The sequence below is a fragment of the Actinotalea caeni genome, assembly GCF_009733795.1.
GTDB classification, from domain to species: Bacteria; Actinomycetota; Actinomycetes; order Actinomycetales; family Beutenbergiaceae; genus Pseudactinotalea; species Pseudactinotalea caeni.
The window spans coordinates 163592-186157 of sequence record NZ_WNXX01000001.1; the positions used below are offsets into that span (position 1 = coordinate 163592).

The following is a 22566-nucleotide window of genomic DNA, read 5'->3' on the forward strand; positions in this document are numbered from 1 at the left end:
GGCGGGCCTCAGCAGGTCTGCAGGAACCGCCGCAGCACCCGCACCCCGAACTCCACCGACTCCACGGGCACGCGCTCGTCGACGCCGTGGAACATGCCGGCGAAGTCGAGCTCGGGAGGCAGCCGCAGCGGCGCGAACCCGTAGCCGGTGATGCCGAGCCGCGCGAGCGACTTGTTGTCCGTGCCGCCCGAGAGCATGTAGGGCAGCACCTGGGCGCCCGGGTCCTCGGCGTCGAGCGAGGCGACCATGGCGTCGACGAGGTCGCCCGAGAACGGCACCTCGAGCGCGATGTCGCGGTGGATGTCCTCGACCCGCACACCCTCCCCCGCGAGCTCGCGCACGGTCGCGAGCACGTCCTCCTCGTGACCCGGCAGGAACCGGACGTCGACGGCGGCGCTCGCCTGCCCCGGGACGACGTTGGCCTTGTAGCCGGCGTCGAGCTGGGTCGGGTTGGCGTAGTCGGCCGTGGTGGAGCCGACGAACTTGCTCATCGGGCCGAGCGATGCGACCAGGTCCTCGATGCTCGCGGGGTCCTCGGCGTCGAACCGCTTGCCGAGCAGGTCGGCGACACCGCGCAGGAACGCCGTCACGGTCGGGCCGAGGGTCGTGTCGAACCGGTGCCGCCCGATGCGGGCGACGGCCTCGGCGAGGCGCGTCACCGCGTTGTCGACGTTGACCTGCGAGCCGTGCCCCGCGGTGCCGTCGGCGACCAGCCGCAACCACGCGATGCCCTTCTCCGCGGTCTGCAGCAGGTAGGTGCGGCGCCCGTCGAGCTCGATGCTGAAGCCGCCGACCTCGCTGATCGCCTCGGTGGCGCCCTCGAACCACTCCGGGTGGTTGTCGACGACCCAGCTGGCGCCGAGCTTGCCGCCCGCCTCCTCGTCGGCGAAGAACGCGACGACGAGGTCCCGGGCGGGCTGCCACCCGGTGCGGCGCATGTCGCGCAGGACGGCGAGGATCATCGCGTCCATGTCCTTCATGTCGACGGCGCCACGGCCCCAGATCATGCCGTCCATCTCGTCGCCGCCGAACGGGTCCATCTTCCAGTCCGACGCCTGCGCGGGCACGACGTCGGTGTGGCCGTGCACGACGAGCGCCGGGCGGGTGGGGTCCTGACCCGGGATGCGCAGCAGCACGGTGCCGCGGCGCGGGCGGGACTCCACGTAGGTGGGGTCGTAGCCCACCTCGGTCAGCAGCTCGACGACCTTCTCGGCGACCTCGCGCTCCCCGGGTCCGGAGTCGTCACCGTAGTTGGAGGAGTCGATCCGGATCAGCTCGCGGCAGATCCGGACGGCGTCGACGCCCGGGTCGATCGGGGCGGTGGTCATCGGGAGGTCTCCATCGTGGTCGGGTGCGTGAGGTGGCCGTGGCGCAGCATCGACTCGACGTACTTGGCGAGCACGTCGACCTCGACGTTGACCTCGTCGCCGGGGCGGCGCACGCCCAGCGTGGTCAGCTGCAGGGTGGTCGGGACGAGGCTGACCGCGAACGTGGTGTCGTCGCGCGCCGAGACGGTGAGCGAGACGCCGTCGAGCGCGATCGAGCCCTTGTGCACGACGTAGGGGCGCAGCTGCTCGGGCAGCGCGAGCGTGACGACCTCCCACGCCTCCCCGGGCTCGCGTGCGAGCACGGTCGTCGTGGCGTCGACGTGGCCCTGCACGACGTGGCCGCCGAAGCGGCCGTCGGCGCGCATCGCGCGCTCGAGGTTCACGGGGTCGCCGGTGCGCAGCCGACCGAGCGTCGAGCGTGCGAGCGTCTCGGCCATGACGTCGGCGGTGAAGCCGGAGCCGGTCGCCGAGGTGACCGTGAGGCAGACGCCGTCGACCGCGACCGAGTCGCCGTGCCGCAGGTCGGTCGCGACCGTCGAGGCGTGGACCTCGATCACGCTCGACTCGGCGCCGTCGGTGCGCGCCGCCAGGGTGCCGAGCTCCTCGATGATGCCGGTGAACACGCTCAGCCCTCCCCGGTGAGCCGACGACGGCGCAGCAGCGGCCCGATGTCGGCGTCGCGACCGCGCAGCTCGCGGTAGGAGGCGAGCGGGTCGCGCGAGTGGCCGCGCGCGAGCAGCGCGTCGCGGAAGCGGTCGCCGGCCTGCCGGTTGAGCCCGCCGTCGTCGCCCTGCGCGGCCTCGGTGCGGAACCACTCGACGGTGTCGGCGTCGAGCACCTCGCTCCAGATGTAGGAGTAGTAGCCGGCGTCGTAACCGCCACCGAAGGCGTGGTTGAAGTACGTGGTGCGGTAGCGCGGCGGCACGGTCTCCATCGCCACGCCGGCCTCGGCGAGGGCCCGGGCCTCGAACGCCTCGACGTCGGCGACGTCGGTGGGCACCTCGTCGGGGGCGAGGGTGTGCCAGGCCTGGTCGAGCAGCGCGGCCGCGAGGAACTCGGTGGTGCGGAACCCCTCGCCGCAGGCCTGCGACTCGCGCAGCGCGTCGAGGAGGTGCGCGGGCATGGGCTCGCCGGTCTCGTGGTGGCGCGCGTAGCTGGCGAGGATCTCGGGGTGCCACGCCCACATCTCGTTGACCTGCGAGGGGTACTCGACGAAGTCGCGCGGCACCGCGGTGCCGGACAGCGACGGGTAGTGGACGTCGCTGAGCAGCGCGTGCAGCGCGTGGCCGAACTCGTGGAACGCCGTCGTGACCTCGTCCCAGGTGAGCAGCGTGGGCTCGCCCGGCGCGGGCCGGGTGACGTTGAGGTTGTTGACGACGACGGGCAGCTCGCCGGTCAGCCGTGACGGCTCGGTGAGCTGGTGCATCCAGGCGCCGCCGCGCTTGCCCTCGCGGGCGTAGTAGTCGGCGACGAACAGACCGCCGCGGCTGCCGTCGGGGCGGGTGACCTCGAAGACGCGGACACCGTCGGCGTAGCCGGGCAGGTCGGGTCGCTCGGCGAAGGTGAGCCCGTAGAGCCGCTCGGCGGCGAGGAAGACGCCGCCGAGCAGCACGTTGTCGAGCTCGAGGTAGGGGCGCAGCGCGGCCTCGTCGACCTGGTAGGTCTCCGACCGGACGCGGTCGGCGTAGTAGCCCCAGTCCCAGGGCTGCAGCGTCGCGTCCGGATCGTCGCGTGTCAGCGCTTGCTGCAGCTCGTCGGCCTCGGCGTGCGCGTTGCGCACGGCGGGCCCCGCGAGCTGCGCGAGCATGCCGGCGACGGCGTCGGTCGAACGGGCCGTGCCGCCGGCGGCGACGTACGCCGCGTGGTGGGGGTGGCCGAGCATGACGGCACGTTCGGCGCGCAGACGCGCGAGGCGGAGCACGAGCTCGCGGGTGTCGCTCGCGGGGTCGACGCCGGAGCCGCGCGCCACCGAGGCGCGGTGCACGCGCTCGCGCAGCTCACGGCTCGGGCTCTGCGTGACGATCGGCTGCGCCGTCGGGAGGATGAAGGTGACGAGGGCGCCGTCGGTTCCGCGGTCGGCGGCGGAGCGCCGCAGCCCGGACACGGTCTCGGCGGGCAGCCCGGCGAGCAGGCGCTCGTCCTCGACGTGCACCGCGGCCGCCGCCATGCCCGCGGCTGCGCGCTGCGCGAACTCGGTCTGGGCGGCGCTGATGGCGGTGTTGAGCTCGCGCAGCCGGGCCGCCTCGGCGTCGTCGAGCGCGATGCCGGCGCGCTCGAAGTCCTCGAGGTAGCGGTGCAGCAGCCAGGCCACCTCGGGGTCCGGGTCGACGAGGCCGTCGCGCAGCGTGCGCAGCCGCTCGTAGAGACGCTTGTCGAGGTAGAACGCGTCGCGATGGGCGGCCATCACCGGGGCGAGCTCGCTCTCGGCGGCGCGGGTGGCGTCGTCGGCCGCCGAGCCGGCGAGCGTGTACAGCGCCCAGAAGGCGTGCCGCACGTCGGCGCGGGCCGCCTCGATCCTGTCGAGGGTGTTCGCGACCGTCGGCGGCTCCGGGTCGGTTGCCACCTCGTCCCAGACGGCCCGCTGCGCCGCGGTCGCGGCGAGCACGGCGTCGCGCAGCCGCTCGGGCGTGAGCGCGGGGAAGTCGGGGAGGCCGGCGTCCAGCAGCGGGATCGCCGCCGCTCCCGGGTCCGTCGTCGGGGTGGGCGAGCCGGCCGTCGAGGTCTCCATGCCAGGCATTGTCGCCGATGCCCGGTGCGCATGCGCCCGTGCACCCTGGGCCGGCGGAGGGCCCCGCGCTAGCATGACAGCGGCCGAGAACCCTTCCCGTCCCCCTCGGGAGCTTGAGCACTCGGCCTGCCGCGACCGGTCGTCGGCCCCCCTCCGCACGACCGTCGCGCAGTCGGCCCCGACGCTTCCCGGCGTCGGGGCCGACGTCGTTCGTGGGCACCGATTTTGTGATCGTGTTCACATGATCGTCACATCTCGCCTACATTCTTTTCTCGGAGCGCCTGTCGACGACGCGTGCGCCACCCCCGCGAGATGAGGAGACCCCTTCATGAGTCGACCACTGCAGCGCCGCAGGACGAGACGCGGCGCCATCACCGTCGGGAGCGCGGCCGCGCTGCTGGCAGCCACCATGGTGCCGATCTCCGGTGCCACCGCCGACCCGGCGGACGTCACCGACCTCGGCAGCGCCGACGAGCTGGGGGCCAGCGCGGTCACCGACGCGTTCATGCCGTCGGCCTCCTCCCCCACGGGCGCGTGGTTCGTCCAGCTCGAGGGCGAGCCGACGACGCAGGGCGGCAACGAGGCCGCGATCGCCAGCAGCCAGGAGCAGCTGGAGCAGGAGGCCGAGGAGCTCGACGTGGAGCTCGAGGTCCGGCAGGTGTTCACCGACCTGTGGAACGGCATCGCGATCGACGCGACCGACGAGGACGCAGCGGTGCTCGCGACGGCGAGCAACGTCGTCGCCGTCTACCCGGTGCTCGAGATCGAGGCGCCGACCACGCCGTCGCCGACGGTCCCGGAGATGGTCAGCGCGCTGACGATGACCGGCGCCGACATCGCCCAGAGCGAGCTCGGCTTCACCGGTGCCGGTGTGCGCGTCGGTGTCATCGACACCGGGGTCGACTACGACCACCCCGACCTGGGTGGCTCGGGCGTGGACGACCCGTCGAACTTCCCGAACGAGCGTGTCGTCGCCGGGTGGGACTTCGTGGGCGACGACTTCAACGCCGACGACAGCTCGCCGTCCTATCAGCCGGTGCCGCACCCCGACGCCGACCCGGACGACTGCGAGGGTCACGGCACCCACGTGGCCGGTATCGTCGGCGCCAGCGGCGACCCCGCCGAGGGCGGCGTGCGCGGTGTGGCCCCGGACGCCGAGATCGGCGCCTACCGGGTGTTCGGCTGCGACGGCTCGACGACGGCGGACATCATGCTCGCCGCGATGGAGCGGGCGCTCAACGACGGCATGGACGTCGTCAACCAGTCGATCGGCTCGGCGTTCGCGTCGTGGCCGCAGTACCCGACGGCGGTCGGCAGCGACAACCTGGTCGACGCGGGCGTCGTCATGGTCGCCTCGATCGGCAACTCGGGCGACCTCGGTCTGTTCGCCGCGGGCGCCCCGGGCGTCGGCGAGAAGGTCATCGGCGTCGCCTCGTTCGACAACCTCGAGATCACGGCGAACGCGATCGAGGTCGACGGCGAGCTGATCGTCTACATGCCCGCCAGCGCCTCCCCGGAGGCCCCGACGTCGGGGACGCTGCCGGTGAGCGTGGCGGGCGAGCCGGGCACCGACGCGGGTCGCTCCTGCGGCGGCATCGACGCCGACCTGACGGGCACGATCGCGCTGGTCCAGCGCGGCGCCTGCCCCGACGGCGTCGTGGGCACCAGCTTCTACGAGAAGGCGCTCAACGCCCAGGAGGCCGGCGCGGCCGCGGCGATCATCTACAACAACGCCCCTGGCCTGGTGAACCCCACCGTCGAGGGCGAGGTCGAGATCACGATCCCGGTGATCTTCGTCGGGCTCGACGACGGCCTGGCGATCTACGCCACGGCGACCGACGACGACGGTGCCGAGGTGACCTGGACGGACGAGACCGCGCAGGCGCCGAACCCGACCGGTGGTCTGGTGTCCGACTTCAGCTCGTTCGGCCTCGCCGCCGACCTGTCGCTGAAGCCGGACCTCGGTGCCCCGGGTGGCTCGATCTGGTCGACGCTCCCGCTCGAGGGTGGCGCGTACGGATCGAACTCGGGCACGTCCATGGCCTCGCCGCACGTGGCGGGCGCGGCGGCGCTGTATCTGCAGGCCCATCCGGACGCCGAGCCGCTGCAGGTGCGGGACGCGTTCCAGAACACGGCCGACCCGGCGGTGTGGTCGCTCAACCCGAGCCTCGGCATCCTGGAGCCGACCAACCACCAGGGTGCGGGCCTGCTCGACGTCGACGACGCGATCCTGTCGACGACGACCGTCTCCCCCGGCAAGCTGTCGCTCGGCGAGAGCGAGGGCGGCCCGGTCACGCGGGAGATCACGGTGCGCAACGGCGGCACCGCTCCGGTGACGTACGAGATCTCCTTCGAGGACACGCTGGCGCTGGGCCAGAACGCGGAGTGGGGCGACTCGGCCGACGTGCCGGGCTTCTACTTCGCACCCTCGACGGTGGACCACCCGGCGTCGGTGACGGTCAAGCCGGGCAAGTCGGTCACCTTCGAGGTGACGATCAGCCCGGAGCCGGAGTTCGACCAGGTCCAGTACGGCGGCTTCATCTACCTGATGAACGGCGACGAGCAGATCTCGGTCCCGTACGCGGGCTTCGCCGGTGACTACCAGTCGCTGCCGATGCTCACGCCGGGCGACTACGGGTTCCCGCTGCTCGCCGAGCTGACGGGCTGCGACCGCCTCATCGGTGTCGACTGCACGATGAACGGCGTCTGGGACCTCGTCGAGGGCTCGGGCCACGTGTACTCGATGGCCGACGGCGACGTGCCGACGATCCTCGCCCACCTGGACGCCCCGGTGGACAACCTGCGGATCGACGTCTACAAGGCGAACCCGGACGGCACCCGGGGCGACCCGGTGCACCCGCGGTTCTTCAACTACCTCGATGTCGACCACCTCGGTCGAACGGGTGGCGGGCCGAACGTGTTCATGCCCTACACCTGGGACGGCACCCGGTCGCACAACGACCGGGAGCGCGAGGTGCCGGACGGCGACTACGTGCTCGTGCTGTCGGTGGTGAACGCGCTGGGCGACCGCGCCAACCCCGACGACGTCGAGACCTACGAGACGCCGGCGTTCACGATCGACCGCGACGGCGACGGCAACCCGCCGCCCCCGTCTCCGGGCGACCTGCTCAAGGAGCTGATCAAGCAGCTGGGCAAGCTGCTCGCGAAGATCGTCTGCAAGCTCCTCGGGATCTGCTGACCCGATCCCCACGATGACGACGAGGGCTCGTCCGGCACCGCCGGGCGGGCCCTCGTCGCGTGCGGGAGGCCCCGCAGATCGTGATATCTTTTCCGGCGTTGCCCAGCGGGTCTTGGACCCGCACGGCGCATCCACTCGTCCGGGTGGCGGAATTGGCAGACGCGCTAGCTTGAGGTGCTAGTGCCCGTATAGGGCGTGGGGGTTCAAGTCCCCCCTCGGACACCAGACGACGATGACGTCGAGTCGCATCGAGTGACGTGGAATGGCACGATTTCGCGGTTTCTGGCCGGCAGTCATGACCTGAGGCCGGCATCCAGATGCACGCATCAGCGGCTCTGTTTGGAGCCACAGATGGAGCCACAGGCCCGTACCCGCTCGCGACCGCACATACCGACACCAGGAGCGCGCGTGGCCAGCAAGACCCTGATCGAGCTCATCGACGACCTCGACGGATCCCCCGCCACCCAGACCGTGACGTTCGCCACCGACGGCGTCACCTACGAGATCGACCTCAACGACCCCAACGCCGCACAGCTGCGCGAGGACATCAACCGCTGGACCGAGCACGGCCGCCGCGTCGGCGGGCGCCGCGCACGCCCCGCCAAGACCACCACCACCAGCGCCACGGCCACGACGAGCAGCCGCAAGCGCGACCTGGGCGCCGTGCGCGAGTGGGCCAACGCCAACGGCCACAAGGTCAGCGACCGCGGCCGCGTCCCCCAGCCGGTCCTCGACGCCTACGACGCCGCCCACTGACCGGCCCACCCCAGGGGCGCGACCCACAGAGACCCCCGGCAGGCACCCCAGCCCCGGACGGTCAGCGGCCCGACTGCACCTTCAGCGCATGCGCCGCCGCCGCCGCGCCCTTCAGCACCGGGCCCGGGGCGTCCCGGCCATCCCGCTCACCCCAGCCGCCCTCCGACTCCAGCCGCGACCGCGGCCGGTCACCGTCGGCGAACTCGTCCTCGCCCAGGCGCGGCACCACCCGCTCAACCTGCGCGGCTGTCGGCTCCGGCCGTGTCGTGCACCGCACCCCCAGATCCCGCAGGTGACGGTCGAAGTCGGCGTCCGGCGCGAAGTACGACTTGAACACCACCGGCGCCTGACCCTCGAACTCCGCCACCCCCACACCCCGGGACGCCTTCTCGTCCTCGGCGATGTACTCCGGCACCTCCGGCGCCTTCTCCGGGTTCGCGAACGCGTGCCCGCGCTGCTGCTTCGACGGATTCGCCCCCAGCAGCACACGATTCGGGATGTTCAGCTTGATCGCCGGCGGGATACCCGTGGGTCTGCTGCACGGATAGGTGACATCTGAACTGTGGCGCTGTGAGGCGTCGCTGGAGGATGTGCACCGTGCCCAAGCCGTTCTCCAAGGAGTTCCGCGACGACGTCGTCCGAGTGGCCCGCGACCGTGAGCCGGGACAGACGATCAAGCAGATCGCGGCCGACTTCGGCATCGCCGAGTCGTGTCTGCGCAACTGGCTGCGTCAGGCCGATGTCGAGGAGGGGGGTACGCCGAGCTGCGCGAGGCGAAGAAGCGGACAGGTACGCTGCCGCCCGGAGCAGCACCCTCGTTCTCCTCTTCCAGCAACCGGATCCGCAGGCCAATCTGCCGGGAAATGATGTCAAGCCCGGCACCACGGCGGCGCAGAACGACGGGGTCCCCGCTGATCGGTCACCTTCGGGCCCTGCTCGCGCACGACGTCGGAGATCGCGCTCTCCGCCTGCGTCACCTTGTCCTTGACGGCCGGGAGCTCGAGCGCCGACTTCGCGCTGGCCATGATCTTCTCGAACTGCTCCCGGCCTGCACGGGTGCCGAGCATGTATCCGACGGCGGCGCCGAGGATGAAAGGACGGCCTTGCCCTTCATGGTGAATCTCCCGGTTGTGGGTCCGGCTCCCAGTCGTGCACCCGCTCCGACCGCCGGCGGTGGCAGCGGTCCCCATCGGTTCTCAGCCGGCCTGGCGCACCGCCCGAGCAGCGCTCACCATGTTCTGCAGGCTCGCGATGGTCTCGGGGTAGCCGCGGGTCTTGAGGCCGCAGTCGGGGTTGACCCAGAGCTTGCGCCCGCCGATCGAGGCGCGGGCGGCGGTGAGCAGCTCGGCGATCTCCTGCTCGCTCGGCACGCGCGGGGAGTGGATGTCGTACACGCCCGGGCCGATGCCGCGCTCGAAGCCGGCCTCGGCCACCGCGGGCAGGATCTCCATCCGGGAGCGGGCCGCCTCGATCGAGGTGACGTCCGCGTCGAGGCCGTCGATCGCGCCGATCACCTCGCCGAACTCCGAGTAGCACAGGTGGGTGTGCACCTGGGTGGCGTCGGCCGCACCGCCGGTCGCGACCCTGAACGCGCGCACGGACCAGTCCAGGTACGCGGGCTGCTGGTCGCGGCGCAGCGGCAGCAGCTCGCGCAGCGCGGGCTCGTCGACCTGGATGATCCCGATGCCGGCGGCCTCCAGGTCGGTGATCTCGTCGCGCAGCGCGAGCGCCACCTGGTTCGCGGTCTCGGCGAGCGGGACGTCGTCGCGCACGAACGACCACGCAAGGATCGTCACCGGTCCGGTGAGCATGCCCTTGACCGGCTTGTCGGTCAGCGAGGCTGCGTACCTGGACCAGTCCACCGTGATCGGCGCCGGGCGGGACACGTCGCCCCACAGGATCGACGGTCGCGTGCACCGCGACCCGTAGGACTGCACCCACCCGTTCTGGGTGGTCGCGAACCCGTCGAGGTGCTCGGCGAAGTACTGCACCATGTCGTTGCGCTCCGGCTCGCCGTGCACGAGCACGTCCAGCCCGAGCCGCTCCTGCAGGCCGATCACCTCGCGGATCTCGGCGCGCATCGCCTCGGTGTAGGCGGCGTCGTCGATCTCGCCCTTGCGCAGCCGGGCGCGCGCCTGCCGCAGCTCGGTGGTCTGCGGGAACGACCCGATCGTGGTGGTCGGCAGCGCCGGCAGGTCGAGCACCGCGTCCTGCGCGGCCACCCGGGTGGCGTAGTCGCTGCGGGTCGCGTCGGCGTCGGTCAGTGCCGCCGTGCGCTCGCGCACGCTCGGCACGAGAACGCCGACGGCGTCCCTTCGGCTGGTCACGGCCGTCCGGTTGGTCTGGAACGCCTCGGGTGCCGCCGCCTCGCCGGCGGCGAGCGCCAGCACCTCGCCGACCTTCTCGTCGGCGAACGCGAGCCAGGAGCGCAGGTCGGCGGGCAGGTCGGGCTCGTCGGCGGTGGTGTGCGGCACGTGCAGCAGCGAGGTGGAGGTGGACACCGTGACGCGCGCGGCCCCGACGCTCGACAGCGCCGCCACCTTCGCGGCCGCCGCGTCCAGGTCGGTGCGCCAGATGTTGTGGCCGTCCACGACACCGGCGACCAGCGTCACGTTCTCGATTCCGGCGACGTCCTGCTCCGGTGCCTCGCCCTTGACCAGGTCGACGCCCACCGCCTCGACACCGCTCGCGGCCAGGTCCCGGATCGCACAGCCGAGCCGGTTGTACGGTGCGGCGACGAACAGAGCCGGCCGGCCGCCGTCGGGAATCGAGGCAGCGGTGAGCGCCGAGTAGGCGCGGCGCACGGCCGCCTTGACCTGCTCGCGCGGGGTGTCCCAGGTGTCGGAGACCAGGGCGGGCTCGTCGAGCTGCACCCAGGTGGCTCCGGCCTGCGCGAACGCGGCGAGGAGCTCGGCGTAGACGGCGACCACGTCGTCGAGGCGAGACAGCGGGTCGAAGCCGGCCGGGGCGCCGTCGGCGGCCTTGGACAGCAGCAGGAAGGTGACCGGACCCACGAGCACGGGTCGGGTCAGCACGCCCTCGGCCAGCGCCTCGGCGAAGTGGGTCACGCTCGCGGTCTCGACGAGTCGGAACTCGGTGTCCGGCCCGATCTCGGGCACGAGGTAGTGGTAGTTGGAGTCGAACCACTTGGTCATCTCCAGCGGCGCGAGGTCGCCCTCGCCGCGGGCGACCGTGAAGTGGCCGGCGAGGTCCAGGGCGCCGGTGGCGTCGCGCAGGTGGTCGAACCGGGTCGGGATCGCGCCGATCTGGGCGGCCACCGACCACACCTGGTCGTAGAACGCGAAGTCGGAGGGGATCGAGGCGTCGTCGGGGCGCAGCCCGAGCTCGGCGAGCCTGGTCCGGGTGCGGGCGCGCAGCTCGCGCGCCGTGCTCAGCAGCGTGTCGGCGTCGCTCCTGCCCGACCAGAACGACTCGACCGCGCGCTTGAGCTCGCGGCGCGGGCCGATGCGGGGGTAGCCGAGGATCGTGGCGGCAGGGAAGGGTGCAGGCATGGCTCACTCCAGGTAGGTGGGTACGGCGAACGAAGGCAGGGACCCCGAGGGGTCAGAACGTGGTCGGGACCGCTGCGGGTCAGGAAGTGGTGCGGGCCGGGCAGAGTCCGGCGGCGGCCAGGGTGTCCAGTGCGGGACCGGCAGCGTTGAACGTGTAGACGTGCAGCCCAGGGGCGCCCGCATCGAGGACGCCCCCGATCAGCTCGGCGCCGGCGGCCAGGCCGTGGCGGTACCGCTCCTGCGGGTTGTCGGCGGACTGAAGCAGCTCAAGCAGCGCTGGCGGCACCGGCACCCCGGTCAGCGTCTCCAGGCGGCGCAGCGGGGTGGAGTCGGTGAGCGGGATGATGCCGGGCACGATCGGCAGGTGGATGCCGGCCTCGCGGGCGGTGCGCACGAACGCGGCGTAGCTGTTCGGGTCGAAGAAGACCTGGGTGATCGCGTAGTCGGCGCCCGCATGCTGCTTGGCGCGCAGCGCGGCGATGGCGAGCTCGCGCTGCTCGACCCGACGCAGCAGCCGCACAAGCTCGCTCGCGGTCGTGTAGCCGCGGGGGTGCGGGCGCCAGTCGGGCTCGCCCTCGGGCGGGTCGCCGCGCAGGGCGAGCACGTCGCGCACACCGAGCCTGATCAGCCCGGTGACGATGTCGTCCAGCTCCTCCTCCGAGGCACCCACGCAGGTGAGATGGGCGATCGGGGCGACGTCGGTGTGCTCGACGATGTGGGCGAGCAGCGCGCCGGAGGTCTCGCGGGTGCGGCCGCTGGCGCCGTAGGTGACCGAGAAGAACTGCGGTCCGATCGAGGCGAGCTCTCGGCGACGGTCGCGGGCAGCTTCTCCGCACCCTTCGGGGTGCGCGGCGGGTACAGCTCGAACGAGATCGTCGGGCTCGTGGCGGGCACGGAAAACAGGCTAGCCGTGCTCATCGGGCACGCTCACGAGCAAGACAGAAGGTGGCCATGGAGGACTCCATCGATCCTGGCTTTAGCACCCTTCCCTCGGCAGGCCTGCCACTGGGGGTTGCTGCGGCGTCGACGAGCCAGGACTCTCGGCCGCTCTGGATGGGATGTGGCAACCATACGGGCTGCCCGCAGGCTGGTCACGCCCTCTCACCGTGTGGACCACATGCTGGGACGCGCGATCGGGCGGCGTGCTTGACTGCGGCGATGGAAGACCGTCTCGACGCGGCCTTCGCCGCCGCCCCGCGCGCATGGTTCCTGCCCCGGCGCGCCCGCTGCCGCGCGGCTTCGACGGGCCCATCCACATCGGTCACGAGCAGACCTGCTCCCAGCCGAGCACGGTGCGCGACATGCTCACCCTGCTCGACGTCCGCACCGGTCAGCACGTCCTCGACATCGGCTCCGGGTCGGGATGGGCGACGGCGTTGCTCGCCGCGCTCGTCGGCCCCACCGGGCGGGTGCGTGGGGTGGAGATCATGCCCGAGCCGGTCGAGCAGGGCGCGACCAACCTCGCCCAGGCACCCTGGACCTGGGCGAGCATCGAGCAGGCTCGACCGCACGCCGTCGGGCTCGGCAAGCACGCTCCCTACGACCGGTTCGGCCGCTGCGGTGACGATCTCGTAGAGGACGCGGTAGTCGCCGCGGCGTAGCGCGGTGGAATGCGCTCCACGGGTCACGAGCCGCGCTCGAACAGACCGATCCGCTTCCGGATCGCCTGTCCGTGTGCACGATGCAGCCGACCACGTCACCGCGCCTGGCGACGGCGTGTTGAGCGCCGCGTCTGCCAATCGGGACTTCATCCGCAAGTCGATGCAGTAGCCCACGATCCGGTTGGAGTAGACGTCCTTGAATGCGCCGACATAGAGCTTGCCTTCGCCGATGCGGTGCTCTGTGATGTCGCCGATCCACAGCTCTTTCGGCCTATCGGCTGTGAACTCGTTCCGGATGACGCCGTGCTTGTCGACCACGGCGCATAGGTCGTCGTGGACTGGCGGCCCGGGCTTCTTCGCCTTGCCGCGCTTCGGCTTGCCGAGCGCCGACCACCAGCGGTTGGACGAGCAGTTCCGTCACGCTGTCCGCTCCGCCATCGGCTTACCCGCGTCATGGGCCTCGTCGAGGAGGAAGCGGCAGCCGAACTCGGGGGCGTCGGTGTGGACATCGAACAGCGCGTTCGCGCGGCACGGCTCCTTGAGTTCGGCGTCGGTGACCGGCGCAGCCAGCCAGCGGTAGTAGGGCTGGCGGGCGAGTTTGAGAACCCGGCACGTCACCGTGACGGGGATCCAGTCAGCGGCGACCTCCTTCACGAGCGGGTAGAGCTGAATCGCACCGGGTTTCGTGGAGGCTCGGTTACTTGGTTCCGGCCTCGGTGAGGACCTGGTGCTTACGGTAGTGCTGGTCGGGGTGGGATGCCCAGTGCTGGGCCTCGAACTCGGCTGGTGGGACGAGCCCGATCTCGCCGTGAAGGCGCCTGTGGTTGAACCAGTCGACGTAGGTGGCGACAGCGATCTCGACGTCGCTGACGCTCTTCCAGCCGCCCTTGGGCCGCATGACCGGGTTGCGGATGCACTCAGCCTTGAACAGCGAATTGAGCGCCTCGGCCATGGCGTTGATACTCCTATAGCTGTCAAGCGGCGGCCTGCAGGGGTGGGCGGGCCTGGCGGATGGGTCGCATCGCGGCCCAGAGTTCGCGGGCGAGGAGTCGCTTCAAGCAGCGGATGATTTCAGCCTTGGTCTTGCCCTCGGCGGTGCGTCTGGCGACGTAGGCCTTGGTGGGCTCGTGGTGCTGCATGCGGACGATGACGACGCGGTAGAGCGCGGCGTTGGCTTGCCGGTGACCGCCTCGGTTGAGGCGATGTCGTGTCGTCATTCCCGAGGAAGCCGGGATCGGAGCGACCCCGCACAGCCTGGCGAACGCGGCCTCGGACCTGATGCGTTCGGGGTTGTCGCCGACGACAATGAGCATCTCGGCTGCGGTGTCCGGGCCGACCGCGAACGCAGTCGCCAGGTCTGGCGCGGCAGCGGCGGTTAACTCGGCGAGCAACTTCTCGTGGCCGTTGATCTCGGCGTTGAGTTGCTGCCACCGTCGGGCGATCGCGCAGCGTGTGCTTGGTCGAGGCCTCGATGGTCTTTACCGGTCCTGGACGCAACGAAGCACACCGGTTGATCAGGGCCATCTTCGACAGCGGCTGCAGCTGTTGACGCAGCTCATCGGGAGCGTTGACCAGCACTTGCTTCAGGCTGATCATCGCCGAGGTTCTGGCCTTGACCGCGACGTCCTTGGCGACCTTGATCTGGCGGATCATCTCCACCGAACCGTCCGCGCTCTTGGGGACTGCGGTCGCCAACCCGGCCAGCACGGCCCGGGCGGCGTTCTCGGCATCGAGGGTGTCGGACTTGCCACGTAGACGCCGATCGCGTCGGTCAGTGCGGATCACCTCGACCGCGCCGATGCCGCGGCGGCGGACCGCTGGTCAACCCCACACCGTAGGAGCCGGTGCCCTCGATCCCGAAACTCAGTCGGCCGCCGAAGCTGGTGGCCCAGTCGATTTGAATCGGCCTGACTTTCGTTCCGTTCTTCAAGCAAGGATGGAACACGATGAACAGGAAGTATTCGCCGGAGATGCGTGAGCGGGCGTTGCGGATGCTCGCGGAGACGCGGCCGTCGCACCCGACGATGATGAGCGCGGTCCGGTATGTGGCGGGGTTGCTCGGGATGAGTCCGGAGACGCTGCGGCTCTGGCAGCGTCGCTACGAGGTCGACGCGGGCGTGAAGCCGGGGCTGACGACCGATGCGGCGGCGGAGATCAAGCGGCTGCAGAAGGAGAACGCCGAGCTGCGGAAGGCGAATGAGATCCTCAAGGCTGCGAGCGTGTTTTTCGCGAAGGAGCTCGACCGCCCCTGACCGAGATGATCCGGTTCATCAACGAGCACCGGGATCGTTTCGGGGTCGAGCTCATCTGCCGGGTCCTCCGACCGGCAGTCCAGGGCTTCCTCACCGCGCGGGGCTACCGCGCCGCAGTCGGGCGTGCGCCATCGGCCAGGCAGCTGAAGGACGATCTCCTCGTCCCCGAGGTCGTGCGCCTGCATGCGGAGAACTACGGCGTCTACGGGCGTCGGAAGATGCACGCCCTGATGCGCCGGCAAGGCTGGGAGATCGGGCGGGACCAGACCGAGCGCCTGATGCGTCTGGCCGGGGTCCGCGGCGTGCGCAAGTCGAAGCGGGTCTTCCCACGCGTTCCGACAAGACCACGGCTTTACCCGCGGATCTCGTGAACCGTCGCTTCACCGCGCCGGCGCCGAGGAGACTCTGGGTCTGCGACGTGACCTACGTCGCGACGTGGACCGGGTTTGCCTACGTCGCGTTCGTCACCGACGTCTACTCGAGACGCATCGTGGGCTGGAACGTCGCTTCGACGCTGCGATCGGAGATCCTGCCGATGCAGGCGCTGGATATGGCCGCCTGGGGCGCCGGTGGGCGACTCGACGGGCTGATCCATCACGCCGACCACGGGTCGAACTACACCGCGATGGTCTACACCGAGCGGATCGTCGAACTCGGCGCCGTCCCCTCCACGGGAACGGTCGGCGACAGCTTCGATAATGCGATGGCCGAGGCCGTGAACAACCTTTACAAGACCGAGCTGATCCGCCAACGCGGCCCCTGGCGCACCGTCGAACAGGTCGAACTCGCGACCCTCGAATAGGTCTGGTGGTGGAACAACTCCCGCCTCCACGGCGAGCTCGACATGCGCACCCCCATCGAAGTCGAAAACGCGTACTACGCTGACCTCGAATCAGCCCAACCGGCGTCTGCCAGACAAGGCTCCCGATAGGAACGAAAGTCAGGCCGATTCAGATTCTTGCGGTAGCCGGCCTTGGTGGAGGCGGCGACGCGGTGCCCTTCGACCCACTCGGTCAGGTAGGCGGCGAGGCTGCCGGCGTGCTGGGGGTCGCGGGTGGGCAGGCCGGCCTTGAGCTGGGTGCGGATCTCGGCGGCGCGGTCGCGCGCGGACTGGCGGTCCGGGAAGCCGCGCTCGAGTCGGCGGACCTTCGGGCTGTCGGGATCGTCGGGGTCGCTCGGTTCGTACCAGGAGACCCGGTAGAGGGTCTTGCCGGTGCGGGTGGTGTATTCGTTGACCCCGCCGTCGCCGTGCTCACGGCGCTTGCTCATGCTGCGTTGGCGTCGTCGCCGTGGGTGGTGTCGTCGGCGTCGTCGAGGTGGAGCATCTTGACGATGACCGCCTTCGGGATGAGGCGGAGGCGGCCGACCTTGATCGCCTCGATCTGGCCGTCGTCGATGGCGCCGTAGACGGTGCGCAGGTCGACTCCGAGGACGGCTGCGACCTCCTTCGGCAGGAGGGTGCCCTTGGGTGAGGCGAGCAGGTCGGACACGGACTGGATGGTGGCCTTCATGGTCATGCCCCTGGTGTGTGCGGGTGCTGCGCTGGATGACATGGCATGCCGATAGATGCGGGGGTGCCTGCCCGTGGGGCGTTTGGAGCCACGAATGGAGCCACAGGCCGGTTTCGGCGCGCGTGGATCGCCCGAGATCGTTGGGTTTCTGCGGGTTCAGGGTGCTGTGGGGCGTGGGGGTTCAAGTCCCCCCTCGGACACCGGTGGCACGAGGCCGTCGAGCCGCGGAGACGCGCTCGGCGGCCTTTGTCCTTCGACGCGCACGCACCCGGACCCGGGCCGGCGCCCGCCGACCACCGGGAGCACACCGCACCGCTCCGCGTTGCCCGTCGAGGGACCAGGTGCCACGATGGCACCGACGTGACGACGCCACACGAAGGCAGGCATGCAGGTCAGAGCACGACGGGTCCACGTCGGGCTCCCCGCAGGACGGACCGCGTGAGCACCCAGCGGCCGCTGTCGGCGCACGAGCGGCGCAGGCTGATGCTCGTCAGCCGGCGCTACTACCTCGACGGCAGGTCGAAGGTGCAGATCGCCGCCGAGCTGGGGCTGTCGCGGTTCCAGGTCGCCCGCGCCCTCGCCAAGGCGCGCGAGGTCGGGATCGTCACGATCAGCCTGAGCAGCGGTGTCCCCATGGAGGAGCTGTCCGAGCGGCTCCGGCAGCACCTGCTGCTGCGCCGTGCCCACGTCGTCGAGGCGTACGGCGACGAGAACAGCCTGCGGACCGCCGTCGGGCAGGCCGCCGGGGCCGTGCTCGCCGACGGGCTGACCGACGGCGAGGTGCTCGGCCTCGGGTGGGGTCGCACCCTCAACGCGATGATGGACCGGCTCGACCACCTGCCCGCCGTCGAGGTGCTCCAGCTCTCCGGCCGGTTCGGGGCCGACATCCGCAACGCCGCCGCCGAGCTGACCCGCCGCACGATCGCCCTGACCGGCGGCGCCGCCCACGCGATCCCGGCACCGTTCTTCGTCGACGACGCACGCGCCGTCAACGCGCTGCGACGCCGGAAGGAGGTCGCGTCCGTCGTCGCGGGCTTCGCCCGGATCACGACGGCGGTCGTGGCCGTGGGGGCGGTCCGGCCCCGACCGATCTCGATCGCCTACTCGGGGATCCCGGAGAGGTTCACCGAGCAGGTGCTGCGGTCGGGAGGCGTCGGCGAGGTCTGCGGCAACCTCTTCGCCGAGGACGGCAGCGTCATCGACTCCTCGCTCTGGCGGCACACGCTCGCCATCACCGCCGAGCAGCTGCGCAGGGTGCCGCGCGTCGTGGCCGCGGCCGGTCACCCGGTCAAGGCCGACGCGGTCCGCGCCGTGTGCGCCGCCGGCCTGCCCACGGACCTGGTCGTCGACGTGGAGCTCGCCAACGCGCTGCTGCGGATGCCACCCGTCCTGGAGCACCCCCGCAGCACGCCGACGCCGTCGGCCTCCTGAGCGAGCTCGTGACCGTTTTGTGATCGCTCATATGAGCGATCCGGGCCCCTGGCGCCCGGTGACGTCGCCGGTTCGTGCCAGGGTGGTCACCGCTGCTGCTGAGCACCCAGACCCGAGGTGACCGACCAACGAGGGCGGTCGACGGGCCGTGCCGGCACGATCCCTCGCGCCGCGATGCGGCGTGCCCAGGAACCGACACGCACGAAGGACAACGTTGAGCGTCGCCATCACCGTCAAGGACGTCGTCAAGCGCTACGGCGAGACGACGGTCATCCCCGGTCTCACGACCCACATCGGGCGCGGTGAGTTCTTCACCCTGCTCGGGCCGTCGGGATGCGGGAAGACCACGCTGCTGCGCATGCTCGCTGGCTTCAACACCGTCGAGTCCGGCGACATCTTCTTCAACGACGTGCGCATCAACGACGTCGAGCCGTCGAAGCGGCGGATCGGCATGGTGTTCCAGAATTACGCGATCTTCCCCCACCTCAGCGTGCGCAAGAACGTCGAGTTCGGGCTGCGGAACATGGACGTGCCGCGCAAGGAGGTCCGCTCCCGCGCCGAGGAGTACATCGAGCTCGTCCAGATCGAGCGCTGGGCGGACCAGATGCCCGACCGGCTCTCCGGCGGCCAGCAGCAGCGCGTCGCGCTCGCGCGGGCGCTGGTCACCTCCCCCGAGGTGCTGCTCATGGACGAGCCGCTGTCCAACCTCGACGCCAAGCTCCGCGTCGAGATGCGTGAGGTGGTCCGCGAGATCCAGAAGCGCGTCGGCATCACCACGGTGTACGTCACGCACGACCAGGAGGAGGCGATGGCGGTCTCCGACCGGATCGCCGTCATGAAGGACGGCGTCATCCAGCAGCTGGGGACGCCGCGCGAGCTCTACCACCGACCGGCCAACTTGTTCGTCGGCGGGTTCATCGGACGCACGAACGTCCTCGACGGGCAGCTGCACGTCGAGAACGGCCAGACGCTGGTGACCGTCGCCGGTGCGACCCTGGTCGTGCCCGGCCTCCCCGGCGCCGCCGACGCGGTCGGCCCGGTCAAGGTCGCGGTCCGCCCCGAGGAGTTCGTGCTCGACTCGTCCGCGACCACGGGCATCCCCGCGGTCGTCGACCACGGCGTGTTCCTCGGCATCAACACGCACTACTTCCTGACCCTGCGCGACGGCACCGCGGTCGAGGTGATCCAGGAGTCGGAGTTCGACGAGGTCCTCGAGCCCGGGGCCGAGGTGTTCCTCGACGTCAAGCGGCACAAGATCAACGTCTTCGACCGCGACGGCGCGACCAACCTGCGCACGGGCTCGACGGCGGCACAGCAGCAGGTGCCCGCATGACGACGATCCTGACCACCCCGGAGACGAAGGCACGCCGGTCCCGCCCGCTCGGGCTCGACGTCTGGACCACGGTCTCGCTGGCGCTGCTGCTGCTGTTCGGGCTGTTCCTGCTGTACCCGATGTTCGGCGTCCTCAAGGAGTCGGTCGTCGACCCCGACGGCGGCCTGACCCTCTCCCACTTCGTCCGCTTCCTCGCCAACGACTACTACGTCGGCACGGTGCGGAACAGCTTCGTCGTCAGCATCGCCGTCACGGTCGTGTCGCTCGCCATCGGCGTGCCGTTCTCGTACTTCTACACGTACTACCGGCTGCGCGGCGCGAAGCTGCTGTTCGTCGGCGCCGTGCTGTCCTGCATGTCGGCGCCCTTCATCGGTGCCTACGCGTGGATCCTGCTGCTCGGCAGGAACGGGGTCGCGACCCAGCTGCTGGAGTCCGTGCTCCCGTTCAAGATCGGCAGCATCTACGGGTTCGGCGGCATCGTGCTGGTGCTGAGCCTCAAGCTCTTCCCGCTCGTGTCCGTCTACATGAACGCCGCGTTCCGGAGCATCGACGGCTCGCTGCTCGAGGCCGCCTCCCTCATGGGCAGCACCGGCCTGCGTCGGGTCTGGCAGGTGATGATCCGGCTGACCGTGCCCACCCTGCTTGCGGCGTCGCTGCTGGTCTTCATGCGCGCCTTCGCCGACTTCGGGACGCCGATGCTGATCGGCGAGGGCTACCGGACCTTCACCGTCGAGATCTACAACCAGTACCTCGGCGAGGTCGGCCAGAACCACAACTTCGCGGCTGCGATCGGGATCATCGGCGTCATCGTCACGGCCGCGGTGTTCCTGTTCCAGAAGTTCGCCGCCAACCGCTTCAGCTTCTCGCTCAAGGCCGGCAGCCCGGTCCAGAAGCGCCGCCCGCGCGGCATCGGCGGCGCGCTGATCTACGCCTACATGTACGTGCTGATCGCGCTGGCGATGCTGCCGCAGCTCTACATCGTCTACCTGTCGTTCCGGAACAACAACCAGGTGGTGTTCCTGCCCGGCTACTCCCTCGACAACTACCGGATGGCGATGGGCCGGCTGCTCGGCCGGTCGGTCTACAACACGATCATGTTCGCGGTGGTCGCGCTGGCGATCATCGTGCTGGTCTCGGTGCTGCTGGCCTACCTCGTGGTGCGGCGCGCCAACCCCGTCAACAACTTCGTCGACACGGTGTCGATGCTGCCCTACATCATGCCGGGCGCCGTCATCGGCATCGGGCTCGTCATCGCGTTCAACTCCCCGCCGCTCGCGCTGACCGGCACCGCCGTGGTCATGATCGTCATGCTCGTGATCAGACGGATGCCGTACACGATCCGGTCGGCCACGGCGACGCTCATGCACCTGCCGATGTCGATCGAGGAGGCCGCGCGCAGCCTCGGCGCCTCGAAGCTCAAGGCCTTCTGGCGGATCACGGTGCCGATGATGGGCGCGGGCGTCGCCTCCGGGGCCGTGCTGAGCTTCGTCGCGATCGTCACCGAGATGTCCGCCGGGATCATCCTCTACAACAACCGGACGATCACGCTGACGATGTCCGCCTACGTCGCGATCACCCGGGGCAGCTACGGCCTGGCGTGCGCGTTCTCCGCGATCCTCACCGTCCTCACCGCGGTGCTGCTCGCCATCTACCTCAGGTTCACCCGCGAGGAGGACGTGCGGATGTAGCTGCCGCCGTCCACCTCCACCTCTCCCCCACCCGATCCCCGATGTTGAGGAGCACCCCATGAACCGCAGAACGATCCTGGCCGCGGGTGGCGCCCTCGCCGCCTCCGCGCTGACGCTCGCCGCCTGCAGCGGCGGCGGTGGAGGCAGCGGCGACAGCAACCACCTCGTCCTCTACTCGAGCATGACCGACAACGACCTCAACGTGTTCACCGAGATCGTCACCGAGCAGTTCCCCGACATCGACATCGAGATCGTCAACGGCAGCGCGGGCGAGCTCACCACCCGGATCCAGTCCGAGTCCGGCAACCCGCAGGGCGACATGATGTGGGGCGGTCTGGACACCGCAGACGGCGACCGCTACGCCGACGTCTTCGAGCACTGGCTCTCCGAGCACGAGGAGGACCTGCTGCCCGAGTACCGCTCGCCCAACGGGTTCTACAACGTCGACCACCTGTCGACGGTCGCGTTCGCGGTGAACACCGACATCGAGGCCGAGCTCGGGATCGAGATCAACGGCTACGAGGACCTGCTCGACCCGCGCCTCGAGGGCCGGATCGCCATGGCCGACCCGACGTCGTCGTCCTCGGCCTGGAACAACATCAGCAACATCATGGCCGTCTACGGCTACGACAGCCCCGAGGCGTGGGACTACCTGGAGGCGCTGCTCGACAACGGGCTGGTGATCGTGTCCTCCTCGTCGATCCCGTTCGCCGGCACCGAGGACGGCGAGTACGCCGTCGGCCTCACCTACGAGGACGGCATCGCCGCGCTGCTCAAGAGCGGGGCGTCCCACATCCGGCTCGTCTACCCCGAGGAGGGGACGAGCGCGTCGGCGTTCGGCACCGCTGTCATCGCGGGGGCACCCAACGCCGACCTCGCCAAGGACGTCATCACCTACCTCATGAGCCCCGAGGGCCAGGCGGCCTACGCCGAGCGCAGCGGCACGGTGCGGATGACCACGAGCGCCGACTACACCCTCGAGTACCTGCCGCCCCGGGAGGAGATCACCTGGGTGGAGCGCGACGTCGAGTGGCTCACCGAGAACCGCGAGGCGATCGTCGAGAAGTGGACCGAGCTCTACACCAGCAGGAACGGCGGATGAGCTGATCAGACGTCCGTCCCGGGTCCTCGACCCGGGACGGACCGGCGGCGCCGGCCCTCCCTGGCCGGCACCGCCTCCGGCAAGTCACCAACCGAACGGCATGCGCGACCGACGCCACGCCGGTC

The 22566-nt window shown here is 70.5% G+C and carries 20 protein-coding genes, 1 tRNA gene, 1 pseudogene and 1 riboswitch; of the genes and pseudogenes, 10 read left to right on the forward strand and 12 right to left on the reverse strand.

The features are described from left to right. Nucleotides 1-8: 8 nt before the first annotated feature. Genes GPA02_RS00725 through GPA02_RS00735 form a run of 3 tightly spaced genes read right to left on the reverse strand, consistent with a single transcriptional unit; the run spans nt 9 to nt 4056 of the window. The gene (locus tag GPA02_RS00725; RefSeq protein WP_156197928.1) at nt 9-1328 is read right to left on the reverse strand and encodes a M20/M25/M40 family metallo-hydrolase; all 1320 of its coding nucleotides are present in this window, start codon (nt 1326-1328) and stop codon (nt 9-11) included. Continuing rightward, a complete protein-coding gene (locus tag GPA02_RS00730) occupies nt 1325-1951 on the reverse strand; it encodes a riboflavin synthase (RefSeq protein ID WP_156197929.1) in 627 nt (208 codons plus the stop codon). The genes GPA02_RS00725 and GPA02_RS00730 overlap by 4 nt, the downstream gene beginning before the upstream one ends. Before the next feature lie 2 nt (nt 1952-1953). Next, nucleotides 1954-4056 (reverse strand): M3 family metallopeptidase, encoded by a 2103-nt coding sequence (locus GPA02_RS00735; protein ID WP_156197930.1) that lies wholly within the window; start codon nt 4054-4056, stop codon nt 1954-1956. 328 nt (nt 4057-4384) lie between these two features. Between GPA02_RS00735 and GPA02_RS19395 the strand changes: the two genes are divergently transcribed. The 3 genes from GPA02_RS19395 (at nt 4385) to GPA02_RS00750 (ending at nt 8011) form a co-directional block, all read left to right on the forward strand. Further along, complete coding sequence (locus GPA02_RS19395) at nt 4385-7255, forward strand: S8 family serine peptidase (RefSeq protein WP_156197931.1); 2871 nt, start codon at nt 4385-4387, stop codon at nt 7253-7255. Nucleotides 7256-7392: 137 nt separating this feature from the next. Then, nucleotides 7393-7480, forward strand: a tRNA-Leu gene (locus GPA02_RS00745). A gap of 183 nt (nt 7481-7663) precedes the next feature. Next, complete coding sequence (locus tag GPA02_RS00750) at nt 7664-8011, forward strand: histone-like nucleoid-structuring protein Lsr2 (RefSeq protein ID WP_156197932.1); 348 nt, start codon at nt 7664-7666, stop codon at nt 8009-8011. Nucleotides 8012-8072: 61 nt separating this feature from the next. On the opposite strand, the gene GPA02_RS00755 is transcribed toward GPA02_RS00750, so the two are convergent. Beyond that, nucleotides 8073-8498, reverse strand: coding sequence for a hypothetical protein (locus GPA02_RS00755; RefSeq protein WP_156197933.1), 426 nt, complete (start codon nt 8496-8498; stop codon nt 8073-8075). Nucleotides 8499-8608: 110 nt separating this feature from the next. Here GPA02_RS00755 and GPA02_RS19045 point away from each other — a divergent pair, with 110 nt between their 5' ends. Continuing rightward, complete coding sequence (locus tag GPA02_RS19045) at nt 8609-8878, forward strand: transposase (RefSeq protein WP_204986452.1); 270 nt, start codon at nt 8609-8611, stop codon at nt 8876-8878. A 2-nt stretch (nt 8879-8880) separates the two neighbouring features. On the opposite strand, the gene GPA02_RS00765 is transcribed toward GPA02_RS19045, so the two are convergent. The 3 genes from GPA02_RS00765 to GPA02_RS00775 all read right to left on the reverse strand — a co-directional run bounded on the left by GPA02_RS00765 (nt 8881) and on the right by GPA02_RS00775 (nt 12316). Then, nucleotides 8881-9078 (reverse strand): hypothetical protein, encoded by a 198-nt coding sequence (locus GPA02_RS00765; RefSeq protein WP_156197934.1) that lies wholly within the window; start codon nt 9076-9078, stop codon nt 8881-8883. 129 nt (nt 9079-9207) lie between these two features. Beyond that, nucleotides 9208-11523 carry a 5-methyltetrahydropteroyltriglutamate--homocysteine S-methyltransferase gene (gene metE, locus GPA02_RS00770; RefSeq protein WP_156197935.1) on the reverse strand — a complete coding sequence of 772 codons (2316 nt, stop codon included), beginning with the start codon at nt 11521-11523 and terminating at the stop codon, nt 9208-9210. Nucleotides 11524-11602: 79 nt separating this feature from the next. Continuing rightward, entirely contained in the window at nt 11603-12316 is a 714-nt protein-coding gene (locus GPA02_RS00775) for a methylenetetrahydrofolate reductase (RefSeq protein ID WP_170296820.1), read from the reverse strand. 165 nt (nt 12317-12481) lie between these two features. Continuing rightward, a riboswitch (SAM riboswitch) is annotated at nt 12482-12583 on the reverse strand. 142 nt (nt 12584-12725) lie between these two features. Between GPA02_RS00775 and GPA02_RS00780 the strand changes: the two genes are divergently transcribed. Next, nucleotides 12726-13124 (forward strand): protein-L-isoaspartate O-methyltransferase family protein, encoded by a 399-nt coding sequence (locus GPA02_RS00780; RefSeq protein ID WP_240133801.1) that lies wholly within the window; start codon nt 12726-12728, stop codon nt 13122-13124. 417 nt (nt 13125-13541) lie between these two features. Here GPA02_RS00780 and GPA02_RS00785 read toward each other — a convergent pair whose 3' ends face one another. The 3 genes from GPA02_RS00785 to GPA02_RS19050 are packed head-to-tail and all read right to left on the reverse strand — an operon-like array spanning nt 13542 to nt 14515. Next, nucleotides 13542-13778: a hypothetical protein gene (locus GPA02_RS00785; RefSeq protein WP_156197936.1), complete on the reverse strand. Its 237-nt coding sequence runs from the start codon at nt 13776-13778 to the stop codon at nt 13542-13544. Nucleotides 13779-13821: 43 nt separating this feature from the next. Next, nucleotides 13822-14076 (reverse strand): IS3 family transposase, encoded by a 255-nt coding sequence (locus GPA02_RS00790; RefSeq protein WP_156197937.1) that lies wholly within the window; start codon nt 14074-14076, stop codon nt 13822-13824. A gap of 22 nt (nt 14077-14098) precedes the next feature. Further along, on the reverse strand, nt 14099-14515 hold the full coding sequence (locus GPA02_RS19050) for a transposase (RefSeq protein WP_204986453.1): 417 nt from the start codon (nt 14513-14515) through the stop codon (nt 14099-14101). A gap of 555 nt (nt 14516-15070) precedes the next feature. Here GPA02_RS19050 and GPA02_RS00800 point away from each other — a divergent pair. Further along, nucleotides 15071-16307, forward strand: a pseudogene (locus GPA02_RS00800) (IS3 family transposase). Here the strand turns inward: GPA02_RS00800 and GPA02_RS00805 are convergent. Both GPA02_RS00805 and GPA02_RS00810 read right to left on the reverse strand, forming a co-directional pair. Further along, complete coding sequence (locus GPA02_RS00805; RefSeq protein ID WP_156197938.1) at nt 16253-16645, reverse strand: hypothetical protein; 393 nt, start codon at nt 16643-16645, stop codon at nt 16253-16255. The pseudogene GPA02_RS00800 and the gene GPA02_RS00805 sit on opposite strands and share 55 nt — an antisense overlap. Continuing rightward, a complete protein-coding gene (locus GPA02_RS00810; protein ID WP_204986454.1) occupies nt 16642-16893 on the reverse strand; it encodes a helix-turn-helix domain-containing protein in 252 nt (83 codons plus the stop codon). The genes GPA02_RS00805 and GPA02_RS00810 overlap by 4 nt, the downstream gene beginning before the upstream one ends. A gap of 432 nt (nt 16894-17325) precedes the next feature. Here GPA02_RS00810 and GPA02_RS00815 point away from each other — a divergent pair, with 432 nt between their 5' ends. The 4 genes from GPA02_RS00815 to GPA02_RS00830 all read left to right on the forward strand — a co-directional run bounded on the left by GPA02_RS00815 (nt 17326) and on the right by GPA02_RS00830 (nt 22441). Beyond that, nucleotides 17326-18318 (forward strand): sugar-binding transcriptional regulator, encoded by a 993-nt coding sequence (locus GPA02_RS00815; RefSeq protein ID WP_162457664.1) that lies wholly within the window; start codon nt 17326-17328, stop codon nt 18316-18318. 214 nt (nt 18319-18532) lie between these two features. Continuing rightward, nucleotides 18533-19651, forward strand: coding sequence for an ABC transporter ATP-binding protein (locus GPA02_RS00820; RefSeq protein WP_156197941.1), 1119 nt, complete (start codon nt 18533-18535; stop codon nt 19649-19651). Beyond that, nucleotides 19648-21339 (forward strand): ABC transporter permease, encoded by a 1692-nt coding sequence (locus GPA02_RS00825; protein ID WP_156197942.1) that lies wholly within the window; start codon nt 19648-19650, stop codon nt 21337-21339. Before GPA02_RS00820 ends, GPA02_RS00825 begins: the two co-directional genes overlap by 4 nt. Nucleotides 21340-21397: 58 nt before the next feature. Then, nucleotides 21398-22441, forward strand: a complete 1044-nt coding sequence (locus GPA02_RS00830; protein WP_156197943.1) for an extracellular solute-binding protein — start codon at nt 21398-21400, stop codon at nt 22439-22441. The last annotated feature ends 125 nt before the right edge of the window (nt 22442-22566 follow it).

What these genes read in the sequence shown, in the direction of transcription:
- GPA02_RS00725 (WP_156197928.1), bottom strand. Translation starts at nt 1,328, where the DNA reads ATGACCACCGCCCCGATCGACCCGGGCGTCGACGCCGTCCGGATCTGC.
- GPA02_RS00735 (WP_156197930.1), bottom strand. Translation starts at nt 4,056, where the DNA reads ATGGAGACCTCGACGGCCGGCTCGCCCACCCCGACGACGGACCCGGGA.
- GPA02_RS19395 (WP_156197931.1), top strand. Translation starts at nt 4,385, where the DNA reads ATGAGTCGACCACTGCAGCGCCGCAGGACGAGACGCGGCGCCATCACC.
- GPA02_RS00765 (WP_156197934.1), bottom strand. Translation starts at nt 9,078, where the DNA reads ATGCTCGGCACCCGTGCAGGCCGGGAGCAGTTCGAGAAGATCATGGCC.
- metE (WP_156197935.1), bottom strand. Translation starts at nt 11,523, where the DNA reads ATGCCTGCACCCTTCCCTGCCGCCACGATCCTCGGCTACCCCCGCATC.
- GPA02_RS00780 (WP_240133801.1), top strand. Translation starts at nt 12,726, where the DNA reads ATGGTTCCTGCCCCGGCGCGCCCGCTGCCGCGCGGCTTCGACGGGCCC.
- GPA02_RS00790 (WP_156197937.1), bottom strand. Translation starts at nt 14,076, where the DNA reads ATGGCCGAGGCGCTCAATTCGCTGTTCAAGGCTGAGTGCATCCGCAAC.
- GPA02_RS00805 (WP_156197938.1), bottom strand. Translation starts at nt 16,645, where the DNA reads ATGAGCAAGCGCCGTGAGCACGGCGACGGCGGGGTCAACGAATACACC.
- GPA02_RS00810 (WP_204986454.1), bottom strand. Translation starts at nt 16,893, where the DNA reads ATGACCATGAAGGCCACCATCCAGTCCGTGTCCGACCTGCTCGCCTCA.
- GPA02_RS00825 (WP_156197942.1), top strand. Translation starts at nt 19,648, where the DNA reads ATGACGACGATCCTGACCACCCCGGAGACGAAGGCACGCCGGTCCCGC.
- GPA02_RS00830 (WP_156197943.1), top strand. Translation starts at nt 21,398, where the DNA reads ATGAACCGCAGAACGATCCTGGCCGCGGGTGGCGCCCTCGCCGCCTCC.